This is a genomic window from Streptomyces sp. NPDC006450 (assembly GCF_040612195.1).
Classification (GTDB): domain Bacteria; phylum Actinomycetota; class Actinomycetes; order Streptomycetales; family Streptomycetaceae; genus Streptomyces.
The window spans coordinates 91,566-110,137 of sequence record NZ_JBEXPT010000008.1 but is presented as its reverse complement, the minus strand read 5'-3'; the positions used below and the strand labels follow the sequence as shown (position 1 = coordinate 110,137).

General features: G+C 73.4%; 20 protein-coding genes and 1 pseudogene. 13 read left to right on the top strand and 8 right to left on the bottom strand.

All coding sequences use genetic code 11. The features are described 5' to 3' along the window. Window positions 1–114: pseudogene (locus tag ABZY57_RS05755) on the top strand (DNA-binding protein); the annotation flags it as partial. 19 nt (window positions 115–133) lie between these two features. Here the strand turns inward: ABZY57_RS05755 and ABZY57_RS05750 are convergent. Then, a complete protein-coding gene (locus ABZY57_RS05750) occupies window positions 134–472 on the bottom strand; it encodes a GYD domain-containing protein (protein ID WP_356508477.1) in 339 nt (112 codons plus the stop codon). A 115-nt stretch (window positions 473–587) separates the two neighbouring features. Continuing rightward, window positions 588–2,030, bottom strand: a complete 1,443-nt coding sequence (locus ABZY57_RS05745; protein ID WP_356508475.1) for a PLP-dependent aminotransferase family protein — start codon at window positions 2,028–2,030, stop codon at window positions 588–590. Between the two features lie 61 nt (window positions 2,031–2,091). On the opposite strand from ABZY57_RS05745, the gene ABZY57_RS05740 reads away from it, so the two are divergent. Next, complete coding sequence (locus ABZY57_RS05740) at window positions 2,092–2,820, top strand: hypothetical protein (protein ID WP_356508473.1); 729 nt, start codon at window positions 2,092–2,094, stop codon at window positions 2,818–2,820. Here ABZY57_RS05740 and ABZY57_RS05735 read toward each other — a convergent pair. Further along, the gene (locus tag ABZY57_RS05735) at window positions 2,779–2,997 is read right to left on the bottom strand and encodes a hypothetical protein (RefSeq protein WP_356508471.1); all 219 of its coding nucleotides are present in this window, start codon (window positions 2,995–2,997) and stop codon (window positions 2,779–2,781) included. The genes ABZY57_RS05740 and ABZY57_RS05735 overlap by 42 nt on opposite strands. A 115-nt stretch (window positions 2,998–3,112) precedes the next feature. Here ABZY57_RS05735 and ABZY57_RS05730 point away from each other — a divergent pair, with 115 nt between their 5' ends. The 3 genes from ABZY57_RS05730 to ABZY57_RS05720 are packed head-to-tail and all read left to right on the top strand — an operon-like array spanning window position 3,113 to window position 5,277. Then, window positions 3,113–3,952, top strand: coding sequence for a helix-turn-helix transcriptional regulator (locus ABZY57_RS05730; protein ID WP_356508469.1), 840 nt, complete (start codon window positions 3,113–3,115; stop codon window positions 3,950–3,952). Beyond that, window positions 3,936–4,193 (top strand): DUF397 domain-containing protein, encoded by a 258-nt coding sequence (locus ABZY57_RS05725; RefSeq protein ID WP_356508467.1) that lies wholly within the window; start codon window positions 3,936–3,938, stop codon window positions 4,191–4,193. Before ABZY57_RS05730 ends, ABZY57_RS05725 begins: the two co-directional genes overlap by 17 nt. A gap of 25 nt (window positions 4,194–4,218) precedes the next feature. Then, window positions 4,219–5,277: a phosphotransferase gene (locus tag ABZY57_RS05720; RefSeq protein WP_356508465.1), complete on the top strand. Its 1,059-nt coding sequence runs from the start codon at window positions 4,219–4,221 to the stop codon at window positions 5,275–5,277. On the opposite strand, the gene ABZY57_RS05715 is transcribed toward ABZY57_RS05720, so the two are convergent. Further along, a complete protein-coding gene (locus tag ABZY57_RS05715) occupies window positions 5,274–6,554 on the bottom strand; it encodes an MFS transporter (RefSeq protein ID WP_356508463.1) in 1,281 nt (426 codons plus the stop codon). The two genes, ABZY57_RS05720 and ABZY57_RS05715, sit on opposite strands and share 4 nt — an antisense overlap. 164 nt (window positions 6,555–6,718) lie before the next feature. On the opposite strand from ABZY57_RS05715, the gene ABZY57_RS05710 reads away from it, so the two are divergent. From ABZY57_RS05710 to ABZY57_RS05685, 6 genes are read left to right on the top strand one after another with little or no spacing between them, the layout of a single operon-like run. Further along, on the top strand, window positions 6,719–7,759 hold the full coding sequence (locus tag ABZY57_RS05710; RefSeq protein ID WP_356508461.1) for an ABC transporter substrate-binding protein: 1,041 nt from the start codon (window positions 6,719–6,721) through the stop codon (window positions 7,757–7,759). Then, on the top strand, window positions 7,749–8,864 hold the full coding sequence (locus ABZY57_RS05705; RefSeq protein WP_356508459.1) for an iron ABC transporter permease: 1,116 nt from the start codon (window positions 7,749–7,751) through the stop codon (window positions 8,862–8,864). Before ABZY57_RS05710 ends, ABZY57_RS05705 begins: the two co-directional genes overlap by 11 nt. A gap of 17 nt (window positions 8,865–8,881) precedes the next feature. After that, complete coding sequence (locus tag ABZY57_RS05700; RefSeq protein ID WP_356508457.1) at window positions 8,882–9,670, top strand: ABC transporter ATP-binding protein; 789 nt, start codon at window positions 8,882–8,884, stop codon at window positions 9,668–9,670. Window positions 9,671–9,681: 11 nt separating this feature from the next. Beyond that, window positions 9,682–10,566, top strand: a complete 885-nt coding sequence (locus tag ABZY57_RS05695) for a DUF364 domain-containing protein (RefSeq protein ID WP_356508455.1) — start codon at window positions 9,682–9,684, stop codon at window positions 10,564–10,566. Then, complete coding sequence (locus ABZY57_RS05690; RefSeq protein ID WP_356508453.1) at window positions 10,566–11,648, top strand: GHMP kinase; 1,083 nt, start codon at window positions 10,566–10,568, stop codon at window positions 11,646–11,648. The genes ABZY57_RS05695 and ABZY57_RS05690 overlap by 1 nt, the downstream gene beginning before the upstream one ends. After that, window positions 11,569–12,579, top strand: a complete 1,011-nt coding sequence (locus tag ABZY57_RS05685) for a pyridoxal-phosphate dependent enzyme (protein ID WP_356508451.1) — start codon at window positions 11,569–11,571, stop codon at window positions 12,577–12,579. Before ABZY57_RS05690 ends, ABZY57_RS05685 begins: the two co-directional genes overlap by 80 nt. Before the next feature lie 34 nt (window positions 12,580–12,613). Here the strand turns inward: ABZY57_RS05685 and ABZY57_RS05680 are convergent, their stop codons facing one another. Continuing rightward, a complete protein-coding gene (locus tag ABZY57_RS05680) occupies window positions 12,614–13,822 on the bottom strand; it encodes a S8 family serine peptidase (protein ID WP_356508449.1) in 1,209 nt (402 codons plus the stop codon). Between the two features lie 433 nt (window positions 13,823–14,255). On the opposite strand from ABZY57_RS05680, the gene ABZY57_RS05675 reads away from it, so the two are divergent. Further along, window positions 14,256–14,612 carry a protease inhibitor I9 family protein gene (locus ABZY57_RS05675; protein ID WP_356508447.1) on the top strand — a complete coding sequence of 119 codons (357 nt, stop codon included), beginning with the start codon at window positions 14,256–14,258 and terminating at the stop codon, window positions 14,610–14,612. Window positions 14,613–14,777: 165 nt separating this feature from the next. Here ABZY57_RS05675 and ABZY57_RS05670 read toward each other — a convergent pair whose 3' ends face one another. Continuing rightward, the gene (locus tag ABZY57_RS05670; protein ID WP_356508445.1) at window positions 14,778–16,238 is read right to left on the bottom strand and encodes an alanine/glycine:cation symporter family protein; all 1,461 of its coding nucleotides are present in this window, start codon (window positions 16,236–16,238) and stop codon (window positions 14,778–14,780) included. Window positions 16,239–16,531: 293 nt separating this feature from the next. Between ABZY57_RS05670 and ABZY57_RS05665 the strand changes: the two genes are divergently transcribed. Next, window positions 16,532–16,738, top strand: a complete 207-nt coding sequence (locus tag ABZY57_RS05665) for a hypothetical protein (protein WP_356508443.1) — start codon at window positions 16,532–16,534, stop codon at window positions 16,736–16,738. Here ABZY57_RS05665 and ABZY57_RS05660 read toward each other — a convergent pair. Together ABZY57_RS05660 and ABZY57_RS05655 are read right to left on the bottom strand one after the other, a co-directional pair. After that, a complete protein-coding gene (locus tag ABZY57_RS05660; RefSeq protein ID WP_356508441.1) occupies window positions 16,735–17,373 on the bottom strand; it encodes a hypothetical protein in 639 nt (212 codons plus the stop codon). The two genes, ABZY57_RS05665 and ABZY57_RS05660, sit on opposite strands and share 4 nt — an antisense overlap. Before the next feature lie 316 nt (window positions 17,374–17,689). Continuing rightward, window positions 17,690–18,307, bottom strand: coding sequence for a phosphoribosylanthranilate isomerase (locus ABZY57_RS05655; protein WP_356508439.1), 618 nt, complete (start codon window positions 18,305–18,307; stop codon window positions 17,690–17,692). Window positions 18,308–18,572 lie beyond the last annotated feature (265 nt).

Genomic DNA, 18,572 nt, shown 5'->3' with positions numbered 1-18,572 from the left:
GCGGAGCTCGTCGCCACCGCACTCGCGGCGCCCGGCCCGGTCACCGTCCTCACCTCCGACCCCGAGAACCGCACCGCGCTGTGCGGCACGCGCCTCGCCGCCGTGAAGGTCTAGAGGTCTCCGATCCCCGGCTTCACGACGTCTCGGACGCGCCCGGAGGCCGGTACCGGATCTGCTCGGCCCGGCGCAGGGCCTCCAGCGTGTCCTCGACGCTCATCAGAACGGTCGTCTCGAACGAGCTGAGCGCACCGCCCCCGCTGATCGCCAGGGCGACCGCGGCCATGGACACGTCGTCCGGGGCTTCCCAGAGGTTGTAGCCGTCGTGCGTGCCGAAGGCGTACCAGAAGCCGTGCAGCTTCCCTCCGACGGACTCGATGTACGACCGGGCGGCCTGCGCGCGGTCCTCGGGGTGGCCCATCAGCCTCGCCCAGGTCTCCGGCGTGTAGCTGAACCTCGACAGATAGAGCGGCATCGCGTCCCTCTTTCGTTTCCCCCACGATGCCCACGCCGGGCGGCAGCACGGCCGGACCGGACCCCGTCGTTCCCCCGAACGGCCGGAGACGGCCACCGTCACGGCCCAACGGTGCTCAGGCCACCGGGGCCGGGGTGTGGGTTCCGGCGGCGCCCGCCGTGAGGGCCCGGTGGGCGGCCGCCAGGCGTCGGACGGCCTCGGTGAGCCGGGGCGGCGGGAGCGTGTACGGGAGGCGGACGTGGCGTTCGAACGCGCCGCCGACCCCGAACTGCGGCCCCGCCGCGATCGTCACCCCGTGGTCCGGCGCGATCGCCGCCAGCCGCGAGGCGACCGGCTCCGGGAACCGCGCCCAGAGCGTCACTCCGCCCGCCGCCCGCGGCGCGTGGACCTCCGGCAGGTGCTCGGCCAGCGCTGCCAGCAAGGAGTCCTGCTGGGCCCGCAGTTGACGGAGAGCCTCGGGCCGCCGCGTCTGACCGGCGTTCAGGAGTGCCGCCGTGGCCAGCTGTTCCACCACCGGGGTACCGAGATCCGTCGCCGGGCGGGCCCGCGCGACGCGCTCCAGCAGCGCGGGCACGGCGCGGATCCAGCCGATGCGCAGGCCGCCCCAGATGCTCTTGGACACCGAGCCGACGCTGACGGCGGTGGGGTGGTGGGCGGCGAAGGGCTCCGCGTCCGGGGCCGGGTCCAGGGCCGGGTCCGGGTCCGGGTCCGCGTCCCCTGCCGCCGCCAGCCCCAGGTCGGCCAGGGTCTCGTCGATGATCGTGGGGCAGGCCGGCCGCAGGCTCCGGCGCACGCCCGCGGACATGTACATCCCGGTCGGGTTGTGGAAGTCCGGGATCAGGTAGGCCAATTGCGCGGACCGTGACGCCGCGAGGAGTTGTGGCACGTCCCAGCCGGACGGGCCCACCGCCACCGGCAGGAGCCGGGCCCGCGCGTCGGTGAACGCCCTGATCGCGTGCGGATAGGTGGGGTGGTCGATCAGCACCGAGTCGCGCGGCGACAGCAGCGTGCGCGCGAGCAGACCGATCGCGTGCTGCGCACCATTGGTGATCATGACGTGGTCGGGGGAAGTGGGCAGCCCCCGGCGCCCGTACCACCCGGCAACCGCCTCGCGCAGCTCCACCGTGCCGTACCGGTCGTACCCGTGCCGTTCGAAGTGCAGCGGCAGCCGCTCCAGCGCCGTCGCGAAAGCGGCGTGGAGGATCTCGGAGGGCGCGGGCGGCGCGGCGAAGGACAGGTCGATGGCCTCCGCGTCCGTCCCGGCCCGGCGTCGGGCGGGCGCCGGGTCCTCGTGCGGGAGCCGTACGGTGGCCCTCGCGCGCTCCCTGGTGGCCAGGTACCCGTGGTCCACCAGCGTGCGGTACGCGGCTCCGACCGTGGTCCTGCTCGTACCGAGCGCCGTGGCCAGATCGCGTTCGCCCGGCAGCGCCGCCCCGAGGCAGAGCCGCCCGTCCAGGATCAGCAGCCGCAGCCGGTCGGAGAGCCGCTGGTGCGCCGGCCCGGACCCCTCCTGCCAGGTCCCCACCATGCGTCCGACCGCGTGCGCGCTGATCTTCATCGGACCAGGCTAAGCAATCTGGCTATGGAATCCAGGTCCAGATCCGCCTGAGGCTGAACCCATGCCCCACCCCGCTCCCGCTCCCGCACCCGCACCTGCCCCCGCTCCCGCTCCCGCCGCCCACCCGCCCCGCATGAACGCCTTCGCCCAGCTCCGGGCGGGTCGCACCGCGCGCCGCGTCCCCCAACTCCTGCTCGGCCTCGCGGGCTACGGCGCCGCCGTCATGGTGCTCGTCGAGTCCGGCCTCGGCACGGCGAGCTGGAGCGTGCTCACCGACGGCACGGCCAAGTCCCTCGGCATCTCCTTCGGCTGGGCCACCAACCTGATCTCGCTCCTGGTGCTCCTCGCCTGGATCCCGCTGCGCGAGCTCCCCGGGCTCGGCACCGTCCTCAACGTCGCGATCGTGGGCTTCGCCGCCGACGCCACCGCCGCCGTGCTCCCCGCCCCCGAGGGAACGGTCGCCTCACTCGCGTACCTCGCCCTCGGCCTGGTCGCCCTCGGCTTCTTCGACGCGCTCTACCTCGGCGCGCAGTTCGGCTCGGGCCCGCGCGACGGCATCATGACCGGACTCGTCCGGCTCACCCGCCTGCCCGTCGCGGTGGTGCGCACCGGCATCGAGGTGTCCGTGGCCGGGCTCGGCTGGCTGCTCGGCGGCACCCTCGGCCTCGGCACCGTGCTGGTCGCCCTGTGCACGGGCCCGCTCATCGGCTGGTTCCTCCCGCGCCTGACCGTCCGCCTCGACGATCCCTCAGGGGTGGGCCCGCTCGTGCAGTACGGCGGCCAGCCGTAGCGCGGTGTCCAGGTTGCAGCGCCCCAGGTCGACCAGCGGCAGCCCGTACGATCCCGCCGCGGACACCCCGTCCACCCCGAGCGAGGGGAACACCACCCCGACGTCCGTCAGCGCCGCCTTCAACTGCCCCACGGCCTCCTCGGCCGCCAGCATCCGTTCCTTCGGCGTGAGCACCATTTGCAATGTCACCTTTCGCTCTGAGTAGTTGAGTTCAGTACTCAGAGTGGCGACGGGCTGGCTAGCCTTCAAGGGCCAGACTCCAACACCCGCACCTGTTGTCAGGGGAGTTGCCGTGCCCGATTCCGGAGACGTCGACCCGTTCTCCTCACCCCGCACCATGCTCGGCGCCGAACTGCGCGTGGCCCGCAAAAGGGCCGGCCTCAGTCAGGACAAACTCGGCGAGCCCCTCTTCGTCAGCGGCTCCTTCATCGGCCAACTCGAAGCGGGTACGCGCCGGATGACGGTGGAACTGGGCCGCCAGATAGACACCATCCTCGGTACGGACGACTTCTTCACCCGCAACTGCCAAGCCGTGACGAAGTTCAAGTACCCCGACCACTTCACGGAGGCCGCCGAGGCCGAGGGCCTGGCGAAGGCCATCCGGGAGTACGCGCCCCTGCTGATCCCGGGCCTCCTCCAGAAGGAGGCCTACGCCCGAGCCGTCTTCCGCGCCTACCAGCCGACGGCGACGGAGGCAGCCATCGACGCCCTGGTCGAAGCCCGGCTGGCCCGCGCGGCCCTCCTCGCAGACCCAACAACCCCGTTGTTGTGGTGCGTGCTCGACGAGGCGGTGCTGCGCCGGGTCATCGGGAGCCGGTCGGTGATGGCCGAGGCGTTGCGGCACCTTGCGGACCTGATCCGGTCGCATCGGATCATCGTCCAGGTACTCCCGTTCAGTGCGGGCGCTCACGCGACCATGGACGGCCCGCTCAAGCTGATGTCGTTCGAAGACGCACCCCCGCTCGCCTATCTCGCAGGCCACACAACAGGGCTTCTCCTAGACGATCCAGCCACGGTGGCGCGCCATTTCCTGACCTACGATCTCCTCACCGCCAGTGCGCTGGCACCACGTGAATCACTGGCCTTGATCGAATCGGTGGCGGAGGATTACGCACATGACGAGCAGGCCTGAGTACGACATCTCGACTGCCACATGGCACAAATCCAGCTACAGCGGCGGTGACGGCGGCGACTGCCTGGAGATGGCCACCTGGCGCAAGTCCACCCACAGCGCAGGCGACGGCGGCGACTGCCTCGAAGTCTCCGACGGCCACCCCGGCATCGTCCCCGTCCGCGATTCCAAGGTCCCCGACGGCCCCCACCTCACCTTCGGCGCCCCCGCCTGGTCCGCCTTTATCTCCGCCCTCAACTGAGGCCCCTGGGGCTACGCTCGTCGGCATGTCGAACAGGCTTCCGTTCAGCGAGGCGCTGCTCTCCACCGTGGGCACCCCCAAGGAGAGCAAGCTCCTCGACAGCAGTCCGCGGTCACGGGTGTGGTGGGTGCAGCCCGCCCACGGGCAGCCGGTGATCGTCAAGCAGATCACCGACGCCGGGGACACCGCCGCCGACGCGGACGCCCGCTTCGCGCGGGAGCTCGCCGGGCTGCGCCTGGCGGGGCGGGGCTCCGGACCCGCCGTGGCTCCCGCGGTGCTCGCCACGGATCCGCCCTCCCGCGTGATCGTCCTGGAGTACCTGGCCGACCTCGGCGAGACGGGCGACTGGATGCCCGCGTACGCCGAGTCGCTCGCGCGGCTGCACTCCCTGACCGGGCCCGCCGACGCGGGCGCCCTGCCGGCCTCGTCGGGGCCCACGGCCGGCGACGCGGAGTCCTTCCTCGCCCTGGCCAGGGCGCTCGACGTGCCCGTACCGTCCACGGTCCCCGATGAACTCGGCGGGCTACTGAAGCGGTTGGACCCGACCCCGCACCATTCACTGCTGCACGGCGACCCCTGCCCCGGCAATGACCTGCGCAACGCCGACGGCATCCGCTTCGTCGACTTCGAGCGGGCCTCGCTCGGCAACGGCCTGGTCGAACTGGCCTACTTCCGCATCGGCTTCCCCACCTGCTGGTGTGCCCTGTCGGTCACCGCGGCCCCCCTCACCGAGGTCGAGGACGTCTACCGGTCCACCTGGCGCGGTCTCACCGGGAGGGACGTGCCGGGTGACCTCGCCGACGCGTGCGCGGGCTGGCTGATCCAGGGCGACGCGCTCGTCGAGCGGGCCCACCGCGGGACGGCCGACCAGCTCGCCCGGGTGCCCGTCGAGGACTTCGAGTGGGGTTACGTCACCGCCCGCGAGCGACTCGTCCACCGCCTGGGCGTGGTCGCCGGCATGACCCGCGACCACGACCACCTGCACGCTCTCGGCCGTCTCAGCTCCGACCTGGCCGACCGCCTCCTCGCACGCTGGCCGACGCTCCGCCCGCTGCCCACACCCGACGCCCGCCCCTGGTTCTAGGGCGTGTCCGCCCGCGCCTCCGGCGCCGTCCGCGCGAAGTGCCGCGCGGTCGGCACCAGGGCCGCCGCCGCCGGTACGAGGAAGCACGCGGCCGCGCAGACGCCGAGGACGGGCGTGACGCCGAAGGCGTCGATGGCAGGGGCGATCAGGGCGAGGCCGACGGGGGCCAGGCCGTAGGAGACGAGGAAGTCCAGCGAGGAGACGCGGGCCAGCCGGTCCGGGGCGACCTCGCGCTGGGTGGCGGTGAACCAGGGCACGTTGAAGAGCTCGATCCCGATCCCGGCGACGGCGTAGGCGGCGACGACCACCCCCGGGGGCACGGGCAGCATCAGGCTCAGCGGGGCGAACCCGTACGCCGCGAGCCCCGCGAAGGCGGCCCACCCCTGTGAGCGCGGCCGCCAGCGGGCGATGAGCAGGGCTCCGCCGAGGGCGCCCACTATGTACGCCGTCATGGCCGCGGCGAGCACCCATTCGCTGTCGTAGCGGTCCCGGCTGATCAGGGGCAGGGCGACGCTGGTGGCGGAGTAGCCGAGGGCGATGACCGCGACGAGCGCGGCCAGTCCGGCGAGGAACCAGGGATGGCGGCGTGCTTCCCGTACGCCCTCCAGGAACTCGGTACGGAAACGCGCGCGCGGCGCCGGCCCGGCGGCGGCATCCACCGCGGGGGCGGCCCCCTGGCCCGTGCCCGGGACCAGCGCGGCGACCAGCCAGAGCAGGCCGATGCCGAGGAGCAGGGTCCAGACGTCGAGGAAGGCCGCGAGCAGCGCGGTCAGGGCCGGTCCCGCGAGCGTGGAACCGCGTACGGCCATGGTCATGGCGGCGTTGGCCTGCTGGCGGCGCCCGGGGTCGACGGTCTCGGCGGTCAGGGCCTGGAACGCCGGTCGGCAGGCGCCCTGTCCGGCTCCGGCGAGGGCGGCTGCGGCCGTCATCAGCAGGAGCGAGCGGCCCAGCCCGGCCGCGAGGAGGGGGGCTGCGACCGCGGCCGCCAGGGCCGACCAGAGGACGACCGCGCGGCGGGAGTGCCGGTCGGCCAGGACGCCGCCGACGGTGACGGCGGCGAGGAAGCCGACCGTGCGCGCGGCGAGGACGAGGCCGAGGCCGGCGGCGCTCAGGTCGCGGTGGAGGACGGCGAGCCCGAGGACGAAGGGCAGGGCCCAGGTCGCGAGACCGGAGGCGGTGGTGCCCGCCCACAGGCGCAGGAACGGGACGTCGAGAAGGATCGAACGCGCTGGCGGGTCAACGGACTTGGCTGCCGGGGGCATAGGTGTGGTCGCCACGGTGGGATTGCTCCTTGGGGGTGGGGTGGGGGCTCGACGAACCGCCCCGGGGTTTCTTAATGAAAATGAATACCATTACAGTACCCTTCGAACGCGGCGCTCTTGCCCGGTGCACGACAACGCCCACACGCGCCCACACCCGCCCTGCCCAGACCGGAGAACCCATGCGCCACCCCGCTCGCCTCGGCATCGCCCTGACCATCGCCCTCGCCACCGCGGCCTGCGCCGCACCCGCCGGCAACGACTCCTCCCCGGACGCCGAACCCGGCACCGCGGCCGCCCCGTCGTCCTCCCTGACGAGCTGCGGCCGCAAGGCGACCTTCGCCGCGCCGCCGAAGCGGGCCGTCGCCCTGGACCAGACCTCGACCGAGACCCTGCTCGAACTCGGACTCCAGGACTCGATGGCGGGAACCGCCAACCTCAAGACGAAGATCCCCGCCCCCTACGAAGCCGCGTACGCCAAGATCCCGGTCATCGCCCCGAAGATCGCGACCGGTGAGCAACTGCGCTCCGCCACACCCGACTTCGTCGTCGGCGGCTCCGCGGACCTCTTCACCAAGGACCGGGCCGGCACCCGCGAGGAACTGGACGCCCTCAAGGTCCCGACCTTCGTCAGCGCCGTGGACTGCCCCGCACAGAACCCGGCCGGCCGGACCCCCTTCGAGCTCCTCTTCTCCGACTACGAGAACCTCGGCAAGGTCTTCGGCGCCGAGGAGCGGGCCGGCAAGCTCGTCGCCGACCAGCGCACCGCCGTCGCCAAGGCAGGGGAGACCGCCTCGAAACTCACCGGGGGCACCGGGGGCGCCGACCGGCCCACCGTCGTCTACCTCTACTCCGTCTTCAACGGCATGCCGTACGTGGCGGGCAGGACCGGCCTGCCCAGCGAGATGAGCCGGATCGTCGGCGCGAAGAACGCCTTCGACGACGTCGACGAGGACTGGCCGGAGGTCTCCTGGGAGGAAGTCGCCGAGCGCGACCCCGACTTCATCGTGATCGGCGACCTGTCCGAGCGCGGGCGGCCCGGCGACAGCGCCGCCGAGAAGCGCGCCACCATGACCGGGCACCCGGTCGTCTCCAAGCTCGCCGCCGTCCGCGACAACAAGATCCTCGAAGTGCCCGGCATCGAACTGGACCCCTCGGTGCGCTCCGTGCACGCCCTGGGACTGCTGGCGGCCGGCATGAAGGACCTCGGATATGTCCGCTGATCCGCCGGCCACCGGGCGGGCGGCCGCCGATCCGCCGGCCACCGGTAAGGCGGCCGCCGATCCGGTGGCCCCGGCGGGCCCGGCCGCCCGCCGGTCCCCGGCGGCCGGGGCGGGCCTCTTCCTCCTCGCCGCGGCCGTCCTCGCCGCCTCGGTGGCGGCAGCCGTGCGCATCGGCGCCGCCGACGTGGGCTGGACCGGCCTCGCCCGCGTCTTCGGTGCCCGACTCGGCCTGGACGTGCAGCCGTTGCCCCCGCTGCTGGACTCGCTCGTCTGGGACCTGAGGCTGCCCCGCGTGCTGATGGCCGCCCTCGTCGGAGCCTCGCTCGCCGTGTGCGGAGCGGTGCTCCAGGCCGTCACCCGCAACACCCTCGCCGACCCCTACCTGCTCGGCGTCTCCTCGGGCGCGTCCGCGGGAGCCGTCACCGTGGTCGTCCTCGGGATCGGCGCCAACACCCTCGGCGTCACCGGCGGAGCGCTCGCGGGCGCGCTGCTCTCCTTCGGGCTGCTCCTGCTGCTCCTGCGGCGCACCGGTCTGGACTCGGTCCGCATCGTCCTCACCGGCGTGGTCATCGGGCAGCTCTTCACCGCGCTGACCTCGCTCGTCCTGATGGCCTCGGCGGACGCGGACACCACGCGGGCCGTCACCCACTGGCTCCTGGGCTCCATGGCACCGGCCCGCTGGGACACCGTCGCCGTCTGCGCGCTCGTCACTCCGCTGGGCCTGGCGGCGGCCTGGCTCTGCTCCAACGCCCTCGACGGACTCGCCTTCGGCACCGACACCGCCGCCTCCCTCGGAATCGAGGTACGGCACACGCGGATGCTGCTGCTCGTGGTCACCGCCGTGCTGACCGCGGTGGCGGTGGCCACCGTAGGCGCCATCGGCTTCGTCGGGCTGATCGTCCCCCACGGGGCGCGGTTCCTCGTCGGACCGCTGCACCGGGTGCTGCTCCCGTACACGGCGCTGGCGGGCGCGGTGTTCCTGGTGTGGACGGACGCCCTGGCGCGGATCGCCTTCGGCGCGCGCGAGGTTCCCGTCGGCGTGATCACCGCGCTGCTCGGCGTACCGATCTTCCTCCTGGTCCTGCGCAAGCGGGGTGAGCTGTGAGGATCACCGCCGAAGCCGTGAGCTGGTCCGTGGCGGGCACCCCGGTCGTGCGCGAGGTCAGCGCCGACATCGCCACCGGCGAGACCGTCGGGCTGCTCGGCCCCAACGGCTCGGGCAAGTCCTCGCTGCTGCGCTGCCTGGCCGGCCTGCGGGCTCCCGACGCGGGCGCGGTCCGGTACGACGGGGAGTCCGTACGCGACTGGAGCGCGCGCAGGATCGCCCGGCACGTCGCCTTCGTCGCGCAGGACGCGGGCGCGGACAGCGATCTGCCCGTCGCCGACATCGTGGGCCTGGGACGGACCCCGTTCCGCGACCGCTGGCGCGGGCCCGACGCGACCGACCGGGCCGTGGTCGCCGCCGCGCTGGAACGCGTAGGACTCACCGCGCTCGCCGGCCGCCCCTGGAAGGCGCTGTCGGGCGGCGAACGCCAGCGCACCCACCTCGCCCGCGCCCTGGCCCAGCAGCCGTCCGGGCTCCTGCTCGACGAGCCCACGAACCACCTCGACGTGAAGCACCAGCTCGAACTGATGGAACTGCTGGCCGGCACCGGCCAGACGGTCCTGGTCGCGCTGCACGACCTGTCCCTCGCCGCCCGGTACTGCGACCGGCTGCTGCTCCTGCACCACGGCCGCCTGATCGCGTCCGGCCCGCCCGCCGCCGTCCTGACGGCCCAGCGGCTCGCCGAGGTCTTCGAGGTGGACGCCGAACTCACCGCCGACGGCCTCGGACACCTCCAGGTCAGCTACCGCGGACCGCTCGGCGCGCGGACGCAGACACCGACGCCGGCACCCCGACCCGCCCTGTGAAGAGGAAACCCATGACACCGAACACCCCCGCACCGTCCGTCACCCCGTCCCTCACCCCGTCCCTCACCCCCTCCGTCACCCCCTCCGTCGACGCGCTCATCGAGGCCGTACTGGCCGGCGAGCACGGCCCGCTGCCCTCCGGACTCGTCGCGACCAGCGTGTTCTGGATCCACCACGGCACCCGCCTGGCCGGCGGCGACACCACCTACCTCAACCAGTACGTCCTGGTCCGCCTCGGCGGCTCCTTCGGCGGCTGTGCCTTCGAGGCCGGCGAGATCGACCCGTCGATCTGCCGCGACTCCTCCGGCACCCCGCTCGACGTCCTCCTGCGCGAGGCCCCGCGCCCGCTGCGGATCGCCGCCCTCGACGCCTACCTCTCCGAGACCCGCCCGCACCGCGTGGCGGCCGAGGAGGGCGACGCCGAACCCGTCACCCTCCCCACCGGCACCCCGGAGACCCGCGCCAGGGCCCGCGACGCGGCCATCGCCGGACTGCTGGACATCGAGGAGGGCGCCGAGGTCGGACTCATCGGCGTCGTCAACCCGCTGGTGGCGGCGATCCGCGAGCGCGGCGGCCGGCCCCTGCCGTGCGACCTCAATCTCAAGGCCACCCAGTGGGGCGACCCGGTCACCGATGACATGCACGAGGTACTGGAGCGCGCGCAGGCCGTCGTCGCCACCGGAATGACCCTGAGCAACGGCTCCTTCGACACCATCCTGGAGCGCTGCCGGTCCCGGGGCATCCCGCTGGTCGTCTACGCGCAGACCGGCAGCGCCGTGGCCCGCGCCTTCCTCGGCTCCGGGGTGACCGCCCTGTCCGCGGAGCCCTTCCCCTTCTCCCAGTTCAGCGCCGAGGAGACGGTCCTGTACCGCTACCGGACGGCGGGCGGCGCGTGATGCCCGGCGCTCCCCGCGCCGCCCGCGCCGCCGCCCGACCGGCCGTGCCCGGTGCCGGGGACCTCCCCGCCGGCACCGGGCAGGCCCCCTGCCACCACGGCGAGATCCTCCAGGGCGTCTTCCTCGACGGCGCGGGGCACCGGTGCGCCGGACTGGTCACCCTCCCCATGGCGGGCCCCGGCAGCAGCGCCGCCTTCGTCCGCCGTCCCGGCGCGGTGCCCGGGGCCCTCACCGTCGCACCCGCCGACCGTACGAAGGCGGCGCGGGCCGCGGCCCTCGCGGTCGCCGAGTGCGCGCGGCGGACCGGCCAGCCGCCCTGCGGCGGGGACTTGCGGCTCACCGGCGAGATACCGGTGGGCCTGGGCATGGGCAGCTCCAGCAGCGACGTGATCGCAGCCGTGCGCGCGGTCGCGGACTCGTACGGGCTGCGGCTGGACCCCTCGACGGTCGCCGGGCTGGCCGTACGGGCCGAACTCGCCTCCGACCCGCTGATGCTGGGCGGCCGCCCGGTGCTGTTCGCCCAGCGGGAGGGCCGCGTCCTGGAGGTCCTCGGCCCGGCCCTGCCGCCGCTGGTCGTGGTGGGCTGCGCCCTCGGCGGGGGCGCCCCCGTCGACACCCTGTCCCTGCCGGCGGCCGACGTCGGGGACGGCGACGTACGGGCCTACGAGCGGCTGCGCGCCCTGCTGCGCCGGGCCGTGGCAACCGGCGACACGGAGCTGCTCGGCGCGGTCGCCACCGCCAGCGCGCGGCGCGGCCAGCGGGTGCTCGGCCACCCGGAGTTCGACGCGCTGGCCGCCCTCGCCCGCCGGGTCGGGGCGGTCGGCGTGCAGATCGCGCACAGCGGCGCGGTGGCGGGCGTGCTCTTCGATCCGGCCGTACCGGGGCTGCGCCGCCGCGTCCGCGGCTGCCTGCGCGCCCTGGAGGCCCACGGCATCCCCGCCACCCGCACCTTCACGACCTTCGCCGGAACCACAGACCCCCTGCCCAAGGAGATCCCGAACCATGGACCAGCACATCGCGGAGTCGATCGGCCGGCCGGACCTGATACGCCTCGACGACCGGCTCGTCTGCCTGCGCTTTGAAACGATGAAGGTGGTCTCCGCCCTCGCGGCCGTACGCCACCTGCTCGACACCGGCGTCGTGCGCCGCGGGGACACCCTGCTGGACAGCTCCAGCGGCATCTACGCGTACGCCCTGGCCCTGACCTGTCACCGGTACGGCCTGCGCTGCCACATCGTCGGCTCGGCCACGGTGGACCACACGCTGCGGACCCAGCTGGCGGTCCTCGGGGCGACGCTGGAGCAGATGGAGCCGTGCAGCGACCTGAAGCTCGACCAGAAGCGGCGGGTCGAACGGATCCACGAGATCCTCGCCGCACACCCCGAGTACCACTGGATGCGCCAGTACCACGACGACGTCCACTACCTCGGCTACCGCGCGATCGCCGACCGGATCCGCGAGGCCACCGGCACGGACGGGCTCACCGTCGTCGGCGGGGTCGGCTCGGGCGCGTCCACCGGCGCCCTGACCCGCTACCTCCGCGAGGGGACCGGCGACTGCGCCGGCACGGCCGATGTCGAGCTCGTCGGCGTCCAGCCGTACGGCAGCGTCACCTTCGGCTCCGAGCACGTCTCCGACACCGAGATGATCATCGCGGGGATCGGCAGCTCCATCCCCTTCGGGAACGTCTCCCACGCGCTGTACGACACCCTGCACTGGGTCTCCTTCGAGGCCGCCCTCGCCGGCAGCGTCGACCTGCTGCGGCGGCACGCGGTCTTCGCCGGGCTCTCGACCGGCGCGGGCTACCTCGCGGCCCGCCACGAGCGCGAGCGCTCACCCCACCGCACGGTCCTCTTCATCGCCCCCGACACGGGCCACCGCTACGTCGACACCGTCTACGCGAGGCACCGCGAGGCCGCGCCGATCGCCGACCTCGCCCCGCGCGAGGTGACCGACCGGAGCGACCTGGCCCTGCCGTGGTCGCGGATGCGCTGGAACCGCGCCGCCGCGTGAGCGCCGCGGCCCCTCGCGCCGTCCGGCTGTGGGGTCAGAGGCCGTTGGTGAACAGCAGACGGTTCGGAGAGGACGTGCTGACGCTCTTCAGGACGTCCTTCGTGGACTCGTCGTCCAGGTATGCGGCGATGTCCTGCGGCGTCGCGGCCGGGTTCGCCTGCTTGTAGAGGACGGCCACGCCCGCGACGTGCGGTGCGGCCATGGACGTGCCGTTCTCGGCCAGGCTGCCGCCGCCCAGCTTCGCGGAGACGATCGCCTCTCCGGGGGCGTACAGGCTCACGCACCCGCCCCAGTTGGAGAAGCTGGTCTCCTCGTCCCACTGGTTGCTCGCCGCGACCGTGACCACCTTCCCCGCCGACGCGGGCGAGACGCCGCAGGCGTCCTTCGCGGAGTTGCCCGCCGCGAAGACCGGCAGGACGCCCGCGTCCGTGACGGCGTCCGCCGCGTCGTTGAGGACCGTGGACTTGTCGCCGCCGAGGGAGCCGTTGAGGACCGCGGGCTGCTTGGCGTTCCTGGCCACCCAGTCCAGGCCCGCGATGATCCCGGAGAAGTCGCCCGTGCCCTCGCAGTTGAGGACGCGGACGCTGACCAAGGAGGCCTTGCGCGCCACCCCGTACGTCGTGCCGGCGATCGTGCCCGCCACGTGCGTGCCGTGGCCGCTGCAGTCCTGGCCGTCGCGGCCGTCCTTGATCGCGTCGAAGCCGAAAGTGGCCCGGCCGCCGAACTCGTCGTGCTTGTAGTCGATGCCCGTGTCGAGGACGTACGCGGTCACCCCGGCGCCGTTGCCCTGGGTGGTGAAGGTGTTGTCGAGCGGCAGTTCCTTCTGGTCGATCCGGTCCAGCCCCCAGGAGGCGGACGGCCCGCGCAGGGCGGCGGCCGTCGTCGGCACCCTCGACGGGGCCGAGACCTTCGCGTCCGCCTCGACCGACTTCACGCCCGGACTGACGCGGGCGATCTCCAGCTGGAGCGCGGTCATGGGGACGGCGAAGCCGTTCATGGCCCGGGTGTAGAGGAACTTCGGCTTGAGGCCCAGCCGCTCCGCCACCTTGGCCGGGTCGTAGCCCGGCTCCAGCGTCACGATGTACTGGCCGGGGATGGCGTGGGCCGAGACGGTCAGCGGGACCGGGGTGGGCTCCGGCGCGGCGGCGGACGCGGTGCCGGCGGCGACCGGGATGAGGGCGAGCAGGGCGGCGGTGGCGGCGCGGGCGAGCGGGCGCAGGGACTTCGAGCACGTCGAGGACATGGAGGACATGGAAGGCATCGAGGGGACTCCGAAGGGTGGAGGGCGGCATGCGGCAGCCGCCCCCGGTCGGCGGGGACGCTGACGCGCAGCCCGTCCCGGAGCGCGGCTCTCCCCTTCATCGGCGGGCCGGCCCGGGGCCTTGACCGGATCGTCCCGCCGTCCGGCCGCGCGGCAGCCCGCTGCGAACTGGTCCCCGTGCCGACTGAAGAAAGTTCCGTCCCCTACTCCCCCGTGCTCCCCCCGCACTCCCCCGACCTGCGCGGACGATCTCGCTCCGGGGCGGCGCGCAGCGGCAGGTTCACCCGTACGGAAGCCGCCGCGCGGGCATCCGGCGAGGGGCGCACGCACGGTTCTCCCCGTTCACCACCGCCCGCGGCCGCCGCGCCGCCGCGCGTCGTTGACCGGGCGGGCCCTACGTGGTGGCCTCGCCCCCATGCGCACTCGTACGAGCTGGACCCTGCCGACGACCCTCGCCGCCCTCGCCCTGGCCGCCGCGGCCGCCCTGCCCGCGCACGCCGCCCCGCTCGCCCCCGCCACCGGCCCCGCGGCTCCCGCGTCCCGTACGGCCCCGGCCGACTGGCCGACGTACATCGTCACCGTGCACCGCGGCCTCGACCCCGCCGCCGTCGCGGACGCCTACGGGATCACCCCGCTCCACGTCTACCGCCACGCCCTGAACGGCTTCAGCGCCCGCCTCTCCCCCGACCAGGTCGAGTCCCTGCGGGCGACGGCGGTCGTCACATCGGTCGAGGAGGACGGACCGGTCGCCGTCTCCGGCCCGGCCTTCTAGCCCGGCCCCGACCTGCCCCGGGTCAATGAGGGAAGCCGCCCGTGTCCAGCGTCAGCGCGAAGGGCTCCGGGAGTCCGGTCGTCCTCGGCGTTGCTCCTGGAGGTGATCTCCACGACGAGCACGATCGAGTGGCGCACGCAGTAACCTCCGCGCCGATGGGCCCCGTTACACCCGTTCCGGAGCCGCCGACGACGGGACCGTCGTGCGGACCGGGTCCCAGCACTGGACGCCCTTCAGGTCCGGCATGCGGTCCCGGGTGAAGAGCGGCTCCAGGCCCGCCCGGCGCTGGGCGAGGTAGTCGTCCAGGAGGCGGAAGGCGATGGCCGACAGCGGGATGATCGCGGCGAGGTTGATCAGGGCCATGAAGCCCATGAACACGTCCGCCAGGTTCCAGACGATCGACACCGAGCCCAGCGAGCCCAGGACGACCGCCGACAGGACCAGCGCCCGGTATCCCGGCAGGACCCACCGCTTGCGGGTGATGAACTGGATGTTGGTCTCGCCGTAGTAGTAGTTCCCGATCATGCTGCTGAAGGCGAGCATGAAGACCACCACGGTCAGGAGGTGCCCGGCCCACGCGCCCAGCGTGTCGCTCAGCGCCGTCTGCGTCAGGTCCGCGCCCTGGCGGCCCGACAGCTCCGGGTCGGTGACGAGGACGATGAAGGCCGTCATCGTGCACACGAGGAGGGTGTCGAAGAAGACGCCCAGGGACTGTACGAGGCCCTGCTTGACCGGGTGCGAGACCTCGGCGGCGGCGCCCGCGTTCGGGGCGGAGCCCAGGCCCGCCTCGTTGGAGAACATGCCGCGCCGGATGCCCTGCTGGATGGCCGCGCCGATACCGCCGGCCGCCAGCTCGCGGAAGCCGAAGGCGCCGCCGACGATGTCCGCGACGACCCGGGGGAACTCGGTGACGTTGAGGAGGACCACCGCCGCGCCGAGCAGCAGGTAGACGATCGCCATCACCGGCACCAGGACGGTGGTGACGGACGAGATCCGCTTGACCCCGCCGAAGACGGTCAGGCCCAGCAGGGCCGCCAGCAGCACTCCGAGCGAGGGGCCGAACCAGTTCGACCCGTCCGCGTCGGCCAGTGAGCCGGAGGCGACGGCGGTGATGGTGTGGGACTGCACGGCGTTGAAGACGAAGCCGAAGGTGACGGTGATCGTCACCGCGAAGAGCACCCCGAGCCAGCGTCTACCGAGCGCCCGCTGCATGTAGTACGCCGGGCCGCCCCGGTAGGCGCCGGTGGCATTGCGCACCTTGTAGAGCTGGGCGAGGGCCGATTCCACGAAGGCGGAGGCGGCGCCGATCAGCGCCATCATCCACATCCAGAAGACGGCGCCCGCGCCGCCCAGGGTGATGGCGGCGGCGACACCGGCGATGTTGCCGGTACCGACGCGCGCGGCGGCGGAGATCGTGAAGGCGCCGAAGGACGAGACCTGCTTGCGGCCGTCGGCGCGCGGCGGGGTCTTCTCCTTCACCACCCGGAACATCTCGGGAAGCAGGCGCAGCTGCACACCCCGGGACCGGACCGTGAAGTACAGGCCCGCACCGACCACCAGCGGAATCAGCAGGTAGGTCCAGAGGTGATCGTTGACGTTGACGATCACCGAATCCAGAGTGTCCATGCTGCGCAGTCTCCCCGGGGCGGAAGGCCCACGGACAGGGACCTACGTCCGCCGCCGGAGGGCCGGAAGGCCCGCACTGCCCGCCCTTCGCCCCGTCCTCACCCCTCCGGGCAACCGGCCCGGCAACCGGCCCGGCCGAGGATCCGCTCGACGGCCGGACCGCCTCAAGGCCCTCCTCTCCGGCTGGGTCGAGCAGCGCGAGCTCACCGCCCGCTACGGCTGCCCCCACCGGCTCGCTCGCCTCCGAGCTGGATAAGCGCGACGACGAGCTCGACCGGTCCCTCGCCCAGGTCATGCGGGTGCTGCTCGACTGGGCCGAGCAGCAGTTCCTCACGCTGGGCCGGACCTCCGACGCGCGCGAGCTCGCGGTCGCCCTGATCGCCTCGTACCAGGGCGTCTCGCTGCTCACGAACACCTTCCGCGATCCGGAGCTGATGGCCTCGGAGGGGCGCCGCCTGGAGCGCTGGATCGTGGATCGACTCGCTCGCCTGACGGCCTAGCGGTCGGGCCTCGGGATCACGGTGACGGGGACGTCGCCCGTGTAGTCGAAGGTGCCGCCCGGCAGGCAGTTGTCCTCCGTGACCGTCCCGAGGCCGTCACAGTGCTCGGCCTTCAGGGTGAAGAAGACGGTTTGGGTGTGCGGGCCGAGGTCCGGCGCCTTGAAGGGCGGCGAGACGACGGCCGAGAACGGATGCCCGTCCGCGTCGAAGAACCCGGTCCGCAGAATCTCCTTCTTCTTGAACGTCCGGCGCTTCTCCTGCGGTGTGCCGATGTCGAGGACGAAGGTGGCGCTGACGAACTTGGAGTCGAAGTCGTCGATCGGATCGGGACGGGACGGCACGTAGCCCTCCGGATAGACCGCCACCCCGGCGCCGGCCGCCGTGGTCCAGCCGGGCGCGGTCCGGACCCACTTCTCCTTGGCGTAGATCTCACGGCAGGCGGGCGGACCCACGATGCGCAGCGTGACGTCGTAGAGCTCGTTGAGGTCCGTCCCGTCGGATCCGAAGCAGTGCGGGACGGGCTGCGGGGGCTTCGGCAGCGGATCGGCCGCGGCCGGCGCGGCCGCGACGGCTCCGGCGAGCGCGGCCACCAGCAGGGACGGGACGACCGCGGCGAGGAACCGTACTCGGTTCACCGGATACCACCTTTCGATGCGGGGCGATGGGCCGTCGCACAGCCGACCACTCCGCGGGCCCCGATCCGCGGCGACACCTGCGGTGAGCGGCCGGACGGCGCAGCGGATCCACACGCCCGGCCCCGGCGCTGCCCGGACCCGGGCGCTGCCCGGACCCGGTCCTCCATTCCCGGACGGGCTGGGAGAAGTACCGGGCTGCGCCCGGACCACCCTGGGGCTCAGCCCCGGACCCCGGTCCGTCCTCGAACGCCGGACGGCTGAAAGCACCCGGACCGCGTCACCCATGCCCGGTGGCTGAAGAGACCGGCTCCGCCCCTCAGCCCCGGCGGGGCCTCGCGCCCCGGGCGGCCGCGATGAAGGCGCGGATGAGGTCCGGGGACTTGACCCCGCGCTCGCTCTCCACGCCGCTGGACACGTCCACGCCCCACGCGCCGGTGACCGTGACGGCCTCGCCCACGTTGGCCGGTGTCAGCCCGCCCGCCAGGAGCCAGCGGCCCGCGGGGGCGTCGAACTCCGGCGAACCCCAGTTCCACGGCTTGCCGGAGCCGGGGTCCGGGGCGTCGAGGAGCAGCATGTCCTCGCCGTACTCCCCGCAGCGCTCCACGTGCTGCGCCGTCGCCCGCAGCAGGGTGCGGCCCTCGGCGCGCAGCGCCGCGAAGTCCTCCGGGCCCTCCTCGCCGTGCAGCTGCACGCCCCGTACGCCGCTCTCCTCCGCGAACCGCCGCACCTCGGCGACGGACTGCCCCCGGAACACCCCTACGGTGAGCACCCCGTCCGGCACCCCCGCGGCCAGCGCCCGCGCGGTGGCGGCATCGACCGTACGCGGGCTCCCGGGCGCGAAGACGAAGCCGACGGCATCGGCTCCGGCGGCCACGGCCACCTCGACGTCGTGCGCGGTCTTGAGCCCGCAGATCTTGACGAACACATCAGTCATGCCAGCAGTCAACCAAAGCTCGCAGGGCCACGGCGGCCCGTCCCACAGGCCGGGCACGGCGGTCTGCCCGCCGCCGGCCCGGGGCGAGGCGCGGATTCAGGGGCACTGCGTCGAGGGCTGCGGCGACGAAGACGGGCTGGACGTGTACGGCGGCTTCGCCATCGACACCACCGCCTTCCAGGACTGCCGGAAACGCCCGAGGGCGGCACCCCCTCCGTCAGGAAGGGGTGCCGCCCTCGGTACGTGAAGAACAGCCGATCTACCT